Consider the following 15315-nt stretch of genomic DNA (forward strand, 5'->3'; position numbering starts at 1 on the left):
CCTGCTCGGCAGCGTATACGAGCAGGTGATCCGCACCCAGCGGCCGTACCAAGAGGCGACCCCTCGCGGACACCGCGTGATCGCGCCGGTCACCAACCGGGGGGACGCGATCGGGCTCCTGGAACTCCTTCTGCCGGCCGGACCCGGCGAGGACACCCTCACCGCGGTCGGGGAGGCCGCGCACGTACTGGCCTACGTCGTGATCGCCAACGGCCGGTTCACCGATCTCTACACCTGGGGCAAGCGTTCCAGGCCGCCCACCCTGGCCGCGGAGATCCAGTACCAGCTGCTTCCCCCGTCCCTGTCGTGCGAGGCGGCCCAGTTCACCCTGTGCGGGAGCCTCGAGCCCTCCGAAGACCTCAGCGGCGACACCTTCGACTACATCCTGGACCGCGACACCCTGCACGTGTCGGTGACCGACCCCATGGGGCACGACATCGAGGCGGCCCTGGCCGCCACCGTGCTGGTCGGCGCCCTGCGGGGCGCCCGTCGCGCAGGTGCCGGCCTGGTGGAGCAGGCCCACCTGGCGGACCAGGCCCTGGCCGACCACGGTCAGGGCCACGCCACGGGGCAGCTGTTGCGCATCAACCTTCACACGGGGCGGGCCCAGCTCGTCAACGCCGGTCACCCCTGGCCACTGCGACTGCGCCAAGGGGTCGCGAAGACGATCCCCTGCGAGGTGGACCATCCCTTCGGACTGTCTGTGCCCGTGCCCCACCCGTACCGCGCTCAGGACGTCGACCTGCGCCCCGGCGACCGGCTGCTCATGTTCACCGACGGCATGCTCGAGCGCCATGGAGAGAACGTCGATCTCCCCGGCCTGTTGGAGCGCACCCGGAACCTGCACCCCCGCGAGACCGCTATGGCGATGACTTCGGCGGTACGGCGCGCAGCCGGCGACCGACTCGAGGACGATGCCACCGTGATGTGTCTGGACTGGCACGGTCCGCAGGAGACCCAGCGGCACGTCAGCTCCGGCGCGGACACCCACCAAGCCTCGGGCGACCGCCCGAAACCGTAGGCTCAGCCATGCTGGCCGCGATAGCGAACGTATCCTTCTGGTCGCCCACCGCGGGTGGCGCAGGGTCCGCTGGGGCACGGCGGCCCTGTCGAAGCCGGGTGCCTTGTCGGCTGCACAAGCAGCTGGACGATTTCACCACTCAGCTCTTCATCGCCTACGACTTCGGGGATGAATCTGGGCCGGTGCCTGCCATCTTGATTGAAAAGCACGCCGCGGGACCTGAAGTGAGGACCCACCACCGCTTCGGCTTCTTCGCGGAGGGCGATTCGGATGTCAGTGAGCTGCGGTTCTCGGCAGGTGTGACCTTCACGTCGATCACGTCAACTGGGTGCATCGTTGAAGCCATGGTCGCTGTCGACCTCGAACGCCCCCTGGGAGAGTTCGGCGCCCATGCCCACACCATCCACCTTGAGCGGATCGATCAACTTTTCCTCACGGACGCCCTGAGCCGTTTGGAGGAGCAGGTCACGGTGCTCTGCACCATGGGCGATGTGCCGAATCGTCTGGGTCTCGATACGCATTGATCGGTCACCTCCTCGGCGGCACCACAGAGAAGGCGCACTGTGCTCGGGAGGTGACGCGTTCGTCGGCGACGCCGTGTTGTCCGGCTTCAGCGCGGGCGCTCTCGTATGCGGTAGCGGTGCGGTGCGTGTCGCTGTGGGGTCACCGGATGTCGCCGTCGACGTGCTTCTGTTGTTGCAGCAGCTTCAGTGCGGCTGCAGCAAGCCTTCGGGCGGTGATTCGTGGTTCGGCAGCAGGCAGGACGAGATGGCTGATGGTCATACGGACGACGATGTCTGCTGCCATCGCGAGAGTCTCCGTGTGCTGCTCCGGGTGGCGTGTGCCCATCCATTCCCGCACCAGGTACTGGCCCGCGTCGAAAATCGGGTCCGCCCGGGCGGTGAGGCAGGGGAGCAGGCTGTCGGAGTCATGGCGGCAGCTGCGATGACAGCCCGCATGAGGGGCTGGGTGTGTGTTGCAGCGGAGCGCCCAGCCCTGGTCGGGATGCACCGCGACCAGGACGGCGGCCTCGCGGTCGGAGGCCTCGGCGGAGGGGCAGGCGGGCGCGTGCTGACACATGGCGATTCCTTGGGGGAAGCGGCGCTGGCGCCCGCAGGGCGGAGGTGTCTGTCGTCGCAGACGACGGCGTACTGATGGTGACGGTGGGCGACGACGGTGTCGGCATCCCGCACGGCGGCAGCTGCAGTGGACTGCGGAACCTGGCAGAACGGGCCGAGCGGCTGGGCGGCACCCTGTCGGTCCACGCGCGAGCGGAGCCGGGGAGCGGCACGGTCCTCGAGTGGCGGATCCCGCTGCCGGATGAGCAGGAGTAGGAGCCTCTACGTCTCCTCGGCGTCGTGCTCGTGGACCTGCGCGGCGATGACGGCGGCCTGCACACGCCGTTCGACGCCGAGCTTGCCGAGCAGCCGTGAGATGTGGTTCTTGACGGTCTCTTCCGAGAGATAGAGCCGCTTGGCGATCTGCCGGTTGGTGAGTCCCTCGCCGATGAGGTCAAGCACCGACCGCTCCCTGGCGGACAGCACCGTGAGCCGCTCGTCCTCCGGCGGCTTCGCCGCCTCGGGGGGCGAGCAGCGAGCGCATCAGCCGGGCGGTGGTGGCCGGGTCGAGCATCGACTGACCGGTGGCCACCGTCCGTACCGCCGCCACCAGATCCGACCCCTTGATCTGCTTCAAGACGTACCCGGCCGCCCCGGCCATGATCGCATCGAGAAGAGCGTCCTCGTCGTCGAACGACGTCAGCATCAGGCACGCCAGCCGTAATGCCCGGCTGACCGTCTTCGGTAGGAGACTGCTGGTCGAACGTGTCTGCTCTGGCCGTCCGGTCGCTCATGTGGCAGCCGAGATGGGCATCTCCCGGGCCACGGCCCGCAAGTGGATCCGCAGGTGGCGGTCCGAGGGCAAGGCGGGTCTGCACGACCGGTCGAGCCGGCCTCGGACCACGCCGCACCGGACCGCGTCCGACATCGAGGCCCGGGTCTGCGGCCTGCGGCAGAGCCGCAAGCTCGGGCCGACCCGGATCGGCCCGATCGTGGGCCTTCCCGCCTCGACCGTGCACCGGATCCTGACCTGCCACCGCCTCAACCGGCTCACCTGGATGGACAGGCCGACCGGGACAGTGATCCGTCGCTACGAACGCGAACGGCCTGGCGAGCTGATCCACGTGGACGTGAAGAAGCTCGGCCGGATTCCCGACGGCGGTGGCCATCGGACGCTGGGCCGCCAGGCCGGCCGGGCCACCCGCAACAACATGGGCTACGACGACATCCACTCCGCCGTCGACGACCACAGCCGGCTGGCCTACAGCGAGATCCACGGCGACGAGAAGGTCGCGACCTGCGCGGCCTTCCTGGCCCGCGCGGCCGCGTTCTTCCACAGCCAGGGCATCACCCGGATCGAACGAGTGCTGACCGACAACGCCTGGGCCTACCGCAAGGGCCTGGCCTGGAAGAACGTCCTGGCCGACCTCGGCGCGACCGGGAAACTCACCCGGCCCTACCGGCCGCAGACCAACGGCAAGGTCGAACGCTTCAACCGCACCCTGCTCGACGAATGGGCCTACCTGCGGCCCTACACCTCAAACCACGAGCGGACCGAAGCCCTAGCAGACTTCCTCCACACCTACAACCACCACCGCTGCCACACCGCACTCGACGGACACCCGCCCATCACCCGCGTCAACATCCCTGCGGGTCAATACACCTAGACCGTAATTACTAGCGCACTCTCTGTAGCCGAGACCCGCGTATCAAGCCGCCACGACGGGTGTCAGTGCCAGCCGGTGCAGGCCTTGAGTCGGTCGCCGGCGTTCGCGGCGCAGCCGCGGACGAGGTAGCCGGGGCCGTCGTACTGCCATCCGGTGGCCTTCTGGTGGGACGCGGTGTGCGGCTTGTCGGTGCCGCCCTTCGGCACTCGCTTGAGGTGCACCCGCTTCGCGGCCCCGCCGTCCTTCTTGACCTCCATCCAGACGGCGCCGCCCTCCTCGCCCCCCGCCCGCGAGTGGTCACGGCCCCGCTTCTTCTGGATATGCAGGGCGACGTTCGCGCGTTGCCGTAGGCGCCTTCGCCGAGTCGCCGGGGTGGCTGCAGATCACGGATGCGGTGAGTTCCATGGCCGTACTCACGCCTTTCGAAGCTGAGTCCCGCTCTCCCGGCCAACGCCTTCGGCCCCGATAGGCTCACCCGGTCTATCACGCAGAAGAGAGGACCCACATGATCCGCAAGGCGCACTTACGTCGGCCCGGGCTGATAGCCGTCGCGCTGGCGGCCTTGGCCGTCTCGTGCAGCGCCGCCCCGAAGCCCGACGCCGCGGCAGGCGGTCCGGCGATGACCGCGGCCACAGCGGCTGCGCCTGACGGCCGCGACACCCTGCCCGGCGACGTCACACCCTCCGCCGCGCCTACCTCAGACCTATACGCCCCCACCTCTGGCGAGAAGGTCCGCGACGCCTTCGCCACCCTCCAGGCCACGCTCAACGACTCCTGTGCGTCAGACTGTGCCTACCTCCTGGCCCGCGTGAACAAAGAGCTCCAGGAGCTGAACTCGGCGATGAAGAATGATCCCAAAGGTCCTGGCCACTTTCCCGAGCCACTCCAGAAGATGGCCGAACTGAACAAGACGCTCGCGGGCGACAGCTCCTACGAGAACCTGAGCAAGCATCAGGCGATGCTGATCGGTACCCGCGACTTCATCAACACCTGGATGCAGGGCCACCCGGACGACTACCGCTGACGCTCAGCCTGGCTGGAGTCCGTTCATCCCCCGTTTCCTTTTTCGTGGCTCCGCAATGGGGCTACCGGCCTTCGGGCCCGGCATGACTTCCCCCCCCTTGTTGCGGTTGATAATCCGGGGGGTGTCACCGGGTCCGGAGGCATCGACGGACCGCTGATGAAGGGCTGCGCACCGGCTTCACCCAAGGCCGGAAGAGCTCTCCGTAACGTGGATGTGGCAGCTTAAGTGCCGAGGCAAGGCCGGAAGAAAGCGTGATGGAGGGGCCTGCACGTGATCGACACCGGCGACATCAATGTCTTCCTCGGCCTGGACGTCGGCAAGCGAACACCACCCCACCGCCGTCACCCCGGCCGTCAAGAAGGCGTATCGACAAGCGCCTGCCCGACACCGAACCCAAGCTCCGCGCCCTGTCGCTCGCGGTAGCCCGGGACATGGGCTGCCCGGTCGCCTACCTTCAGGGGCTGACGATGCGGAGGATCGCCGCCCCCTACCCCGGCGAGGCCAAGACCGAGGCGAAGGACGTTCATCATCGCCGACGCGGCCCGCGCGATGCCCCACACGCTGCGGACCATCGACGGCGAGGACGAGACGATCGCCGAGCTGGAGATGATCGTCGGGTTCGACGACGACCTGACCGGCGAGGCCACCCGGGTCGCAAACCGGCTGCACGGCCTGCTGACCCAGATCCACCTGTCTCTGGAACGGGTCCTGGGGCCTCGGTTGCAGCACCCGGCCGTCCTATTTTCGCCGCGCTGGACGGGCAGACCGTGACAGGCCCGGGGACCGAGGCGGCCGCGCTGATCGTCCCGAGCCTGGCTGTCGGCGTACTCGCCTATGTGCAGAGCTGCGTACGGATGAACGTGCAGTGCAAGGAGACCTGTGAAGCGCGGGCGTCGTGGTTCGAGATGATGGTGCGGTGTCTCTTCGCTATTTCAATCAGACCGGCTGGACCGCGATCTTCAATGGCACCGACACCGAGGTCGGCCGCATGGTGCGTGTGGAGGGCTGGGACCAGGCGACCGGGACGGCCCTAGTCGTCGATCCCAAGCGTGGTGCCCTGCGTGCGGTGACGGACTACGAGGACTTCTCCCACCTGGAACGAGCTGACCAGGTCGTGGCCGCGGTGCCTGGTGGAGGGTGGCGGGTGCATTGGAAGGACGAGGGCCCGGGTGGAACGCCGATGACGGAACAGGTGCTGGCCTGGCTCATCACGTCGCAGGGGCGGGCGACGGCCCTCACGGTCGATGCTCAGGGGCATGTCGAGGATGCCGATGGCGCCGACGCCTTCATCCCGCCGGGTGAGGACCTGGTGTCCTGATCGCAGCTGGTCAGGCCACGTCGTTCTCGCGTTCGATGGCCTGGAGGCGGTTCTTGAGCCGGTAGCTGGGGCCGTTGATGGAGATCACTTCGCAGTGGTGGAGGAGCCGGTCGAGGATCGCGGTGGCGAGGACCTCGTCGCCGAACACCTGGCCCCACTCGCTGAAGGTCTTGTTCGAGGTCAGGATGATCGAGCCCTTCTCGTAGCGCTTGGAGATGACCTGGAAGACCAGGTTCGCTTCCGCGCGTTCGAGGGGCTGGTAGCCGACCTCATCGACCACGAGGACGCCGGGCCGCAGGTAGGTGCCGAGCTTGTTCGTCAGACGGCCGGCGCTCTCGGCGGCTTTGAGGTTGCGGACCATGTCGTCGAGGCTGGTGAAGTAGATCGAGTAGCCGGCCCGGTAGGCCGCGACCGCCAGGGCGACGGCGATGTGCGTCTTGCCGACCCCCGGCGGCCCGAGCAGAGCGGCGTTCGCCTTGCCCTCGACGAACGAGAGGGTGGCCAGATCCTTGACCTTCCGCGGGTCGAGCTCGGGCTGGAAGGAGAAGTCGTACTCATCGAGCGTCTTGTGGTGCGGCAGCTTCGAGAGCCGCAAGCCCTGGCGGAAGCGGCGGTCATCGCGGACAGCCAGCTCCTCGGACAGCACCAGGTCGAGGAAGGCGAGGTATCCCATCTTCCCCTCGTCGGCCCGACGGGTGTACTCCCTGATGGTTTCGGCGAGGTGGGGCAGGCCGAGCTTGCCGGCCGTGTTGCGGATGCGGGTGGAGACCAGCTCGCTCAAGACGTTTCCCTCGTGCTCGGGTAGGTGGTGAAGGGACGGGTGCCGGTCAGCTCGTCATAGACCGACAGCGGACGGCGACCGACCTCAACGCGGGTGGCCGCGGCCCGGTTCAGCAGAGCCCGCAAAGGCCCTGATTCCTCGCCCCGAGGACGCTCACGACGGGGCTGCGGCAGGGCATCTCCGGTCGTGGTTCGGCGTCCCTTGCCCGTGGGCAGGCCGTCCCAGTGGGTCTCTTCGACGACACGGACCCCGCGGCCGATCGCCCGCGGATGGGTAGCCAGCAACATCTCGCCGCTGGAGTCGGCCATGGTGGAGTGCAGCATGATCTGCGACTTCGTGGCCCGGATCTCCACCAGCTGACGCGGGCGGACCCTGCGGGCCGGCACCGAGTAGAGGTTGCCGCCGAAGGCGACCAAGCAGTCCTTGCCGACCGGCCGCAGGTGCCGCTCGGCCACCAGATACGGGGTTTCCGGCAGAGGCCGTAGGGCCACGTGATCACGGGCCGCCCGTTCCCCGATGATCTGCTGGTGAGTCCTGTGGGCCTGGGCCCGACGCTGCGGCACCCAGGTGATGAAGGCGGCGTCCATCTCCTCGACAGAGGAGAAAGACCGGCCGGACAGGACGTGGTCGCAGACGATCAGGACCTGCCGCTCGACACGTCCCTTGCCCGTGGGCCGGTAGGCGGCCAGGACGTCGATGTCGAAGTCGTAGTGGCCAGCGAAGCCGACCGCTTCCGGGTGCAGCGGGACCGCCTCACCCGGGGCGACGTGGCGTCGCACGACGGTCTTCGTGCGGTCGTAGACGATCGTCATCGGCACCCCGCCGAAGTGTGTGAAGGCCCTGCGGTGGCAGTCGAAGAACGTCTGCAGGTCCTGGCTGGTGGTGAAGCAGCAGAACGGGTCGCGCGAGTACGACAGCGTCATGTGGAAGGAGTAGACCTTCGGGACGCCCATGTGAGTAAGGATCTTGCCCTCGTCGCCCCAGTCCACCTGGGCCTGGGCGCCCGGGATCACCTCGAAACGGCGGTGCATGCCCGCCAGCTCATTCGGCGTGATGCCGAGTTCCTCGGCAATCCGAGGCCGGGCTTCCTGGACGTAGAGCTTGGTCCGCTGGTAGTTGCCGGTGAACCCGTACTCCGCCACAAGCCGCTCGTGGATCACGGCGGCCTTCATCAAGATCTCCGCCCGCAGCATCGAGTCGACCAGCGGCGCGAACTCGTCGATCACCCTGACCCGTGACCTGCCGTTCGGCGACCGGCGCGGAGGTGCGGCGGGTCCGTCGGCTGCCAGGTACTTGCTGACCGTCCGCCAGTTCAGGCCCGTTTCCTTCGCGACCTCGGTCACGCTCATCGCCCCGGACTCCACCAGGCCACGAAAGCGCCGTAGTTCCAGCCAGCGCTGCGGATCCAGGACCACGGCCACCCCATCTCTGCGACCTCGACCAACAGGGCAGCAGAGTGCCGAACCCTGAACTTCAGCACATCAAGAACTCTGCACGTTCATCCGTACGCGGCCATGCACGTTCACGTGTACGCCGACACTGGCCGCCTCGCTGGCGGCCATGCTTGACCAGCGGAAACTGCTGGCCGGGCGGATCGAGGAACTTCTGGAGGTCCATCCTCTGTCGAAGGTCCTGACGTCGATGCCGGGAGTCGGAGTCAGGACCGGAGCCAGGACCCTGATCGAGGTCGGTGATGGCAGCACCTTCCCGACCGCCGGCCACCTCGCCTCCTAGGGTCTGTCCGCAATGTCAGTTCGGGAGCCATAGTCGCAGGCAGGCGATGGTGACCAGGGCTTTGTAGTGGCGGGCGCGTTTGTCGTAGCGGGTGGCAAGTGCCTTGTTCTGCTTGAGCCGGTTGAAGCAGCGTTCGACGACGTTGCGGCGCTGGTAGACCTGACGGTCGAGGCGGCACAGACTCTCGCCCCGCCGGAGGCGTCCGTTGATCTGGTCGACGCGTTCGGGGATGGTGCAGGCGATGCCACGTTTGCGCAGGTAGGAGCGGATCTTGCGGGAGCTGTAGCCCTTGTCGCCGACTACCCGCAGCGGTCGGGTGCGGGGCCGGCCGGGCCCGTGTCGCTTGATGTGGATGCGGGCCATGACCGGCTCGAACTGCGTGCGGTCGTTGATGTTCCCGCCGGTGATCGTGAAGGCGAGCGGCCGGCCCTGACCGTCGCAGGCGAGGTGGATCTTCGTGCTCAGTCCGCCGCGGGACCGGCCGAGTGCTTCGCCGGTCCAGGGCCCCCTTTTCGGGCGCCGGCGGCGTGTTGATGGGCTCGCACGATGGTCGAGTCGACGCAGACGACCGACCAGTCGACCTCGCCGATCGCGTCCGAGTGCTGCTGGACGTGGGCCAGGAGCCGGTCCCATGTTCCGTCCGCCGACCAGCGGCGGAACCGTTCGTAGACGGTCTTCCACGGCCCGTACCGCTCGGGCAGATCCCGCCAGGCCGCACCTGTGGACAGCTTCCACAGGATGCCGTTGAGGACCTGCCGCCGGTCCCGCACCGGACGCCCCATCCGGGGCGGAGCCAGCAACGGCCCGATCACTTCCCAGGCCTGATCAGTCAGTTCATGACGTCGCACCACGAACGGAGCAACGACCGATCGACATTGCGGACACGCCCTAGGGCGCCGCGGGCCGCGGAGCGCTGGTCCGTACGGGCGACGCCGGGCAGATTGAATCATCACCACTCTTTACCGACGCACGACACCGGCGGCACGGCGCGTGATCAACAACCGGTGCTCCATGCCAATCTGCTCGGGCACGTAGTGGTTTGGAGCCGGAGGTACACCGCCCATGGCGGCGAACAACAACCCCACCGTCGCAGGACGACGACTGGGGGCGGAGCTGCGCCGGCTCCGTGAGGACCGGGGTATGACCGGCACGCAGGTCGCGGCGGAACTGCTGATCTCCCAGGCCAAGGTCAGTCACATGGAGACAGGTCGCCGTGCGGTCAGCCCCCGCGACGTACGCGATCTCTGCGTGCTCTACGGCGTCACCGACCAGCATCTCGTCGACCACCTGACAGCACTGGCCWGGGAGTCGAGCCGTCAGGGCTGGTGGCACTCCTACGGCGACATCCCCCATAGCGTCCATCTCGACCTGGAGGCGGCCGCCGCCTCCATCCGAGCCTACGAGGCCATGGTGGTCCCCGGCCTGATGCAGACCCCCGCCTACGCCGCCGCGGTCATTGAGGAAACGATCCCTCTCGTCACGGTCGACCAGGCCGCCGCGCGGCTGAAGGTGCAACTTCGTCGTCAGCACCGGATCTATGACCCCGCCTGCCGGTTGCATCTCTGGGTCGTCCTGGACGAATCGGTCCTGCGGCGCGTCGTCGGCAGCCGGGAGATCATGCGCGAACAACTGGAGCACCTGCACGCGCTCAGCACAGAACCGCACATCACCGTCGAGGTGCTCCCCCACAGCGCGGGCGCTCACCCGGGGCTGACGGGACGGTTCTCCCTTCTGGAGTTCTCCGACACCCGTGAGGCAGTGGTGTATCTGGAGAGGTTCACCAGCGGCCTCTGCCTGGCGAAGGCGTCCGACGTACAGCAGTACAGCGTGACGCACGCCCGGCTGCGGGCGCTGGCACTCGCCCCGGAGCAGAGCCGGCACTTCATCACCGACGCCATCAAGCTCTACGCGTCCTGAGCCCCGAGGACGACGCGCCGGGCTGCGGCGGTGCCCCGGAACCGCTGCTCCTCCACACGCGGCCGGCACCGGGAAGAACCCGCCGCCGCTGCCCCTCCTCCTTGTGCTTTTCGCCCCGGGCGCGCCACGCCCATGCCGCAGCGGTCCTGATTCGACCCGGTCGGCGTACATCCGTGTTCACATCGGTCGGTTTCGGGACAGGTGTGCGGTGCCGCTTCGTGTGAACTGATCGAATTTCACTCATCCGGCGATGTTCCGAATCGCCGGCGGCACGGGATTGCATATTTTCATCACGCCCCGCGGCGTTGAATGTTTTTATATTCATCCCCCTCCTCTTTTTCGCCCGGTGCGGGTGCGCAAATTTTCATGCGTAATATGCGGTCACAGCTAGAAGGCACCCCGGGTGATCCGTAGGCCCGGCGTGCGCCATGGCCCCCCACAGAAAATGGCCTCTTGATGAAGCTGCACATCCCTCGAACGACTCGGCGCCGCATTCTGTCCGGCGGGCTGGCCTCGGCCCTCGCCACAGCAGTTGCCGCCGCCATGGTCGCCGTCACGTCGACGCAGGCACTTGCCATCGCGACGCCCGTACCCCTGGGCACGACCGCCAGCTACTCCGTCCTGGCAGGGCAGGGAGTCACCAACACCGGCAACTCGGTGCTCGATCACGACCTCGGGACGCACCCCAACCCGGCCATCACCGGCTTCCCGCCCGGCCTGGTACTCGGTGCTGTGCACCCCGCGGACGCCGCGGCCGCCCAGGCCAAGAGCGATCTGATCGTGGCGTACAACAACGCGGCCGGCCAACTCACGGGCCAGGCACCGGACTTCCCCCTCGCCGCAGGAATCGGCGGGGGTCAGGAGCTGCTTCCCGGCGTCCACAGGGCCACCTCCGGTGTCGGCCTCACCGGTGACCTGATCCTGAACGCCGGGGGAAACCCCAACGCGGTCTGGGTGTTCCAGATTCCCGAAGCCCTGACGACGGCATCCAACAGCAGGATCCTCCTCACCAACGGTGCTTCGCCGTGCAATGTCTACTGGCAGATCGGGAGTTCGGCGACTCTCGGCACCACCTCCACCTTCGTGGGCACCATCATGGCCCTGACCTCGATCTTCGTGAACCAGGGGGCGAGCGTCGAGGGCCGGGCACTGGCCCGCAACGGCGAGGTGACGCTCAACAACAACAGGATCTTCCTCGGCGGGTGCGCCACCGGCGGTACGACGACGGGAACGACGACGGGAACGACGACCGGAACGACGACCGGAACGACGACCGGAGGGACCACCGGGGCGACGACGGGTACGACTCTGGGTCTGATCGGCGGCACCCTCATCGGCGGGCCCAGCGTCAACCTGGTGGGCGGCGGCACCTCGGGGAACATCGCGGGCAACACGTCCGGGAACACCGTGGGCAACACCGCCGGAAACACCACTGGCGGTAACACGTCGGGCAACAGCGCTGGGAACACGACCGGCGGCTCCATCACCGGCGGGAACGTCGCCGGCGGGAACGGCGGCAAGCCGGACCACGGTCGGCCGGACCACGGCGGCAAGCCCGAGCACGGTCGGCCGGACCACGGCGGCAAGCCCGAGCACGGTGGGCCGGAGCACGGACACGACGAGGGGCCCGGCAAGCCGGACCACGGCGACCACGGTGACCACGGTGAGCAGGCTGACGGGCACTACGGCTATGCCGACAAGCCCGCGGTCCACGAGGGCTGAGCAGCAGGCCGCATAAGACCGTTCATCGGATGACGGCGCGTGGCGGAATCCTCAGCGGTTCCGTCGTGCGCCGCCGGTGAGAGACGCAGAGACTCAGGCGCGAGCGCGCATACGCGAAGGACGGGGTGGGCGGTGTCGAGCGGAATCGAATCAGCGGCCGTGCAGGAACTCCAGCAGTCAGGTTCCGATCCGGCCCCCTTGCCACCAGAACACGACAGAGCGACCCCGCCGGACAGACGGCCCATGAGGGTCCGCGCACTGAGAGCGGGGCTGCACACGGCCGTGGTCCTGTGTCTGGTGACCACGCTGGTCCATGTCGTCATGGTGTTCCTTCACGTAGCCCCCTCCAACCCCGTGTCGAAGCGGTACAGCCCACAGGTCAACGGGTGGGTGTACCCCCTTTTCGAGCAGAATTGGCGACTTTTCGCCCCGGACCCCGATTCCTTCAACCGGAAGGTCCTGGCGAGAACTGCACAAATGGCCTCCGACGGATCGGTGCGAGTGAGCCCCTGGTTCGATCTTGCCGCCGCGGACAATGCCGCAGTCGACCACAATGCATTTCCGAGCCACACGGCTCAGAACCTTTTGCYCCGCGCCTGGAGCTCCTATGCCGAGACGCACGGAGGAATCGACGCGGCACGCTCGGAACGGGCGGTGATGATGCAGCAGTACCTGCGCAATATCGCCGCGGACCGCTTCGCCGCCCGCCACGGCGGCGACACGTTCGACTTCATTCAGCTTCGGGTCGTCACGACGCCCATCGCCGCCCCCGGCACAGCCGCCGGTGGCCGCCCGCCGGTACCCACCGAGAACCGGCTCCTGCCCTGGTGGAAGGTGACCCCCCATGGGAAATGAGCAGCCCTCCCGGCTCTCTTCCGCGACAGCCGCACCCCAACTCCCGCCGAATCAGGGGACTTCGCTCATCGGTGCCGCCCATCAGTGGTTCCTCGGCCGGGTCAGCGCTCTGTGGGCCCTCCTCACCGGCCGCCCGGTGTCCTTGTATGCCGCCTCGGTGCTGCGCATCGGCTACGGGCTGCTCTACCTGGTCTTCCTGCTCCGCGAGTTCCCGCACCGTGGAGAGATCTGGGGACCCGACTCCCCTTGGACGCCTGCGCTGGCGGAACAGCTCTTCGAGCAAACAGGCTGGAACAGCGTCCTGATCCTTTCCGACAGTCCCGCCTATTTCGAGTTCTGCTACGCGATGGCCGTCGTCACGTCCGTACTGTTCATCCTGGGCTGGCGGACCCGCGTCGTGTCCGTCCTCTTCGCCGGTGTGGTGATCTCGTTCCACGCGAGGTCGATCTTCATGACGGACGGGGGTGACAACCTGGTCCTGCTGATGGCCGTGTACCTCGTCCTGACCGCGTGTGGTCGGCGCTGGTCCCTGGACGCACGCCGCGACCGGCTCAAGTCAGCTCGTGCGGGCGACCTGCCGGAGCCGGTGCGGGGCTTGTACGCGCAGGAACTCCGCCACGCCCGCGTCACCTTGACCACCGTGGTGCACAACTGCGGCGTCTTCGTCATCGCCGCACAGGTCTGCTTCCTCTACGGATCGGCAGGCCTGTACAAGGTCCAGGGTTCCACCTGGGGCGGCGGCACCGCTCTGCACTACGCGCTGAACCTCGAACTGTTCCAGCCCTGGCCCGCGCTCTCCCACCTCGTGGACGATTTCCCGATGGTGATCGCCATCACCGGCTACGTCACGGTGCTCGTCCAGGTCGCCTTCCCATTCGTACTCTTCGGCCGGCTCAAGTATCCCGTTCTTGCCGTGCTGCTCGGGATGCACATCGGCATCGCCGTACTCATGGGGCTGCCGCTCTTCTCCGGCGCGATGATCATCGCGGATGCCGTGTTCCTGCCCGACCGCTTCTACACCTTCCTGCCCCGACTGTGGCGCCGTGCGGCACGGCGCACCGGAATGCGGCAGGCGGCACCCGGCCGGGCCACAGGATCGGGATCCGTACCCGCCCAGGGAAGACCGGAGGTACCCGCCCCGCAGGACCAGGTCGTTCCGGGTGTGTCATAAGGTGCCTGACCTGCGAAAACGCCCCTCCTCTCAGTGATCGGGCGATACCCGTGTCGACCGCTGTTCACCGTTCCGAAGGGCACGGATGGGGCACGGTCGTCATTGCCGCGACCGTGCTCGGCATCATCGGCGCGGTCGCCGAAAGACTGTTCTGAGACGGCCGGCCTGGTGGCCGTTGGTCTTGTGGCCGCCGCCGTCGGGGATCCGGCCGAGCTTTCTCACGTCCACGTGGATCAGCTCGCCGGGTCGCTCAAAGGTCGGCTTGACCGGTCCTGCAGACCCGCCTCGCCCCCGGTCCGCCACCGGCGGATCCATTTGCGGGCGGTGGCCCGGGAGATACCCGTCTCGGCCGCCACACGAGCGACCGGACGGCCTGAGCGGACACGCTCGACCAACGGTCTCCTACCGAAGGCGGTCAGCCGGGCATTTACGGTGGGCCACGAGGACCTCCGGGCGGTGAGTTCCTGGACAGCTCCCACCACACCTGAGGTCTTCGCCATGTTCAAGACCAGACCGGCGTCAACAACGCTCGTGATCAATACACCTAGGACTTGTCCGGTCGATCATGTGACTACTCCGTGCCCGAGTCGTTGCTGTGGGCATGGGGCGGGGTGATCTGACGGATGCCGAGTGGGAACGGCTTCGGCCGTTCCTGCCGGTCAGCAACGGCCGTTGTGGCAGGTGGCGGGATCACCGGCAGGTGATCGACGGGATTCTGCACCGGGTCCGTACCGGAGTGCAGTGGCGCGACTTGCCCGAACGGTTCGGGCCGTGGAAGACCGTCCATGAACGCCACCGCCTGTGGTCGGCCGACGGAACCTGGGAACGTCTGCTCCAGCAGGTCCAGGCCGCAGCGGATGCGGCGGGTGAGATCGACTGGGACATCTCCGTCGACTCCACCATCGTCCGCGCGCATCAGCATGCGGCCGGCGCCCGCACCGATGCGCCTCCGGACCCGGGATCAAAGGGGGCCGGAGGGGTGGAACATGCGCCCGCCCGCTGTGGGAGCCGGCGGCCGGGCCAGCCTGAGCATCTGGGCAAGCCCAG

General features: G+C 67.7%; 14 protein-coding genes and 7 pseudogenes. 13 read left to right on the forward strand and 8 right to left on the reverse strand.

Annotated features, from left to right (window positions below):
* Nucleotides 1-1021 (forward strand): PP2C family protein-serine/threonine phosphatase (locus tag EAO70_RS05005; RefSeq protein ID WP_261992671.1); only part of this gene is annotated, 1021 nt, incomplete at its 5' end.
* Between the two features lie 8 nt (nt 1022-1029).
* Entirely contained in the window at nt 1030-1545 is a 516-nt protein-coding gene (locus EAO70_RS05010; protein ID WP_148001800.1) for a hypothetical protein, read from the forward strand.
* Nucleotides 1546-1684: 139 nt separating this feature from the next.
* Here the strand turns inward: EAO70_RS05010 and EAO70_RS38895 are convergent, their stop codons facing one another.
* Together EAO70_RS38895 and EAO70_RS38455 are read right to left on the reverse strand one after the other, a co-directional pair.
* On the reverse strand, nt 1685-1939 hold the full coding sequence (locus EAO70_RS38895; protein ID WP_261992676.1) for a hypothetical protein: 255 nt from the start codon (nt 1937-1939) through the stop codon (nt 1685-1687).
* Nucleotides 1940-1996: 57 nt separating this feature from the next.
* A pseudogene (locus EAO70_RS38455) lies at nt 1997-2101 on the reverse strand (DUF5999 family protein); the annotation flags it as partial.
* 44 nt (nt 2102-2145) lie between these two features.
* On the opposite strand from EAO70_RS38455, the gene EAO70_RS05020 reads away from it, so the two are divergent.
* The gene (locus EAO70_RS05020) at nt 2146-2355 is read left to right on the forward strand and encodes a hypothetical protein (protein WP_187283733.1); all 210 of its coding nucleotides are present in this window, start codon (nt 2146-2148) and stop codon (nt 2353-2355) included.
* A gap of 6 nt (nt 2356-2361) precedes the next feature.
* Here EAO70_RS05020 and EAO70_RS05025 read toward each other — a convergent pair.
* Nucleotides 2362-2818: pseudogene (locus tag EAO70_RS05025) on the reverse strand (LuxR C-terminal-related transcriptional regulator); the annotation flags it as partial.
* On the opposite strand from EAO70_RS05025, the gene EAO70_RS05030 reads away from it, so the two are divergent.
* Nucleotides 2739-3746, forward strand: coding sequence for an IS481 family transposase (locus EAO70_RS05030; protein ID WP_148001802.1), 1008 nt, complete (start codon nt 2739-2741; stop codon nt 3744-3746). The pseudogene EAO70_RS05025 and the gene EAO70_RS05030 overlap by 80 nt on opposite strands.
* A 62-nt stretch (nt 3747-3808) precedes the next feature.
* On the opposite strand, the gene EAO70_RS05035 is transcribed toward EAO70_RS05030, so the two are convergent.
* Nucleotides 3809-4003: a hypothetical protein gene (locus tag EAO70_RS05035; protein ID WP_148001803.1), complete on the reverse strand. Its 195-nt coding sequence runs from the start codon at nt 4001-4003 to the stop codon at nt 3809-3811.
* Between the two features lie 248 nt (nt 4004-4251).
* On the opposite strand from EAO70_RS05035, the gene EAO70_RS05040 reads away from it, so the two are divergent.
* The 3 genes and pseudogenes from EAO70_RS05040 (at nt 4252) to EAO70_RS05050 (ending at nt 6088) form a co-directional block, all read left to right on the forward strand.
* On the forward strand, nt 4252-4770 hold the full coding sequence (locus EAO70_RS05040; RefSeq protein WP_148001804.1) for a hypothetical protein: 519 nt from the start codon (nt 4252-4254) through the stop codon (nt 4768-4770).
* A 270-nt stretch (nt 4771-5040) separates the two neighbouring features.
* Nucleotides 5041-5511: pseudogene (locus EAO70_RS05045) on the forward strand (IS110 family transposase); the annotation flags it as partial.
* 175 nt (nt 5512-5686) lie between these two features.
* Nucleotides 5687-6088: a hypothetical protein gene (locus tag EAO70_RS05050; protein WP_261992672.1), complete on the forward strand. Its 402-nt coding sequence runs from the start codon at nt 5687-5689 to the stop codon at nt 6086-6088.
* A gap of 10 nt (nt 6089-6098) precedes the next feature.
* Here the strand turns inward: EAO70_RS05050 and istB are convergent, their stop codons facing one another.
* Nucleotides 6099-6869 (reverse strand): IS21-like element helper ATPase IstB, encoded by a 771-nt coding sequence (gene istB, locus EAO70_RS05055; RefSeq protein ID WP_148001806.1) that lies wholly within the window; start codon nt 6867-6869, stop codon nt 6099-6101.
* Nucleotides 6866-8284 carry an IS21 family transposase gene (istA, locus tag EAO70_RS05060; RefSeq protein ID WP_187283738.1) on the reverse strand — a complete coding sequence of 473 codons (1419 nt, stop codon included), beginning with the start codon at nt 8282-8284 and terminating at the stop codon, nt 6866-6868. The genes istB and istA overlap by 4 nt, the downstream gene beginning before the upstream one ends.
* 109 nt (nt 8285-8393) lie before the next feature.
* On the opposite strand from istA, the pseudogene EAO70_RS05065 reads away from it, so the two are divergent.
* Nucleotides 8394-8600 (forward strand): annotated as a pseudogene (locus EAO70_RS05065) (transposase); the annotation flags it as partial.
* Nucleotides 8601-8618: 18 nt separating this feature from the next.
* On the opposite strand, the pseudogene EAO70_RS05070 reads toward EAO70_RS05065, so the two are convergent.
* A pseudogene (locus tag EAO70_RS05070) lies at nt 8619-9451 on the reverse strand (IS5 family transposase).
* A gap of 214 nt (nt 9452-9665) precedes the next feature.
* Between EAO70_RS05070 and EAO70_RS05075 the strand changes: the two are divergent.
* From EAO70_RS05075 to EAO70_RS05090, 4 genes are all read left to right on the forward strand, one after another.
* Complete coding sequence (locus EAO70_RS05075; RefSeq protein ID WP_148001808.1) at nt 9666-10520, forward strand: helix-turn-helix domain-containing protein; 855 nt, start codon at nt 9666-9668, stop codon at nt 10518-10520.
* A 456-nt stretch (nt 10521-10976) separates the two neighbouring features.
* Complete coding sequence (locus EAO70_RS05080) at nt 10977-12242, forward strand: ice-binding family protein (RefSeq protein ID WP_148001809.1); 1266 nt, start codon at nt 10977-10979, stop codon at nt 12240-12242.
* Between the two features lie 297 nt (nt 12243-12539).
* Entirely contained in the window at nt 12540-13097 is a 558-nt protein-coding gene (locus EAO70_RS05085; protein ID WP_410091058.1) for a DUF5819 family protein, read from the forward strand.
* Nucleotides 13087-14268, forward strand: coding sequence for an HTTM domain-containing protein (locus tag EAO70_RS05090; RefSeq protein ID WP_148001811.1), 1182 nt, complete (start codon nt 13087-13089; stop codon nt 14266-14268). Before EAO70_RS05085 ends, EAO70_RS05090 begins: the two co-directional genes overlap by 11 nt.
* Before the next feature lie 147 nt (nt 14269-14415).
* Here EAO70_RS05090 and EAO70_RS05095 read toward each other — a convergent pair.
* A pseudogene (locus EAO70_RS05095) lies at nt 14416-14747 on the reverse strand (helix-turn-helix domain-containing protein); the annotation flags it as partial.
* Between the two features lie 122 nt (nt 14748-14869).
* Between EAO70_RS05095 and EAO70_RS05100 the strand changes: the two are divergent.
* Nucleotides 14870-15226, forward strand: a pseudogene (locus EAO70_RS05100) (IS5 family transposase); the annotation flags it as partial.
* Between the last annotated feature and the right edge of the window lie 89 nt (nt 15227-15315).

This window comes from Streptomyces sp. adm13(2018), from assembly GCF_008042145.1.
GTDB lineage: Bacteria > Actinomycetota > Actinomycetes > Streptomycetales > Streptomycetaceae > Streptomyces.

Bases quoted from the DNA above. Each gene is read 5' to 3' on its own strand.
- EAO70_RS05040 (WP_148001804.1), top strand. From the start codon at position 4,252: ATGATCCGCAAGGCGCACTTACGTCGGCCCGGGCTGATAGCCGTCGCG.
- EAO70_RS05080 (WP_148001809.1), top strand. From the start codon at position 10,977: ATGAAGCTGCACATCCCTCGAACGACTCGGCGCCGCATTCTGTCCGGC.
- EAO70_RS05035 (WP_148001803.1), bottom strand. From the start codon at position 4,003: ATGGAGGTCAAGAAGGACGGCGGGGCCGCGAAGCGGGTGCACCTCAAG.
- EAO70_RS05030 (WP_148001802.1), top strand. From the start codon at position 2,739: ATGATCGCATCGAGAAGAGCGTCCTCGTCGTCGAACGACGTCAGCATC.
- EAO70_RS05090 (WP_148001811.1), top strand. From the start codon at position 13,087: ATGGGAAATGAGCAGCCCTCCCGGCTCTCTTCCGCGACAGCCGCACCC.
- EAO70_RS05010 (WP_148001800.1), top strand. From the start codon at position 1,030: ATGCTGGCCGCGATAGCGAACGTATCCTTCTGGTCGCCCACCGCGGGT.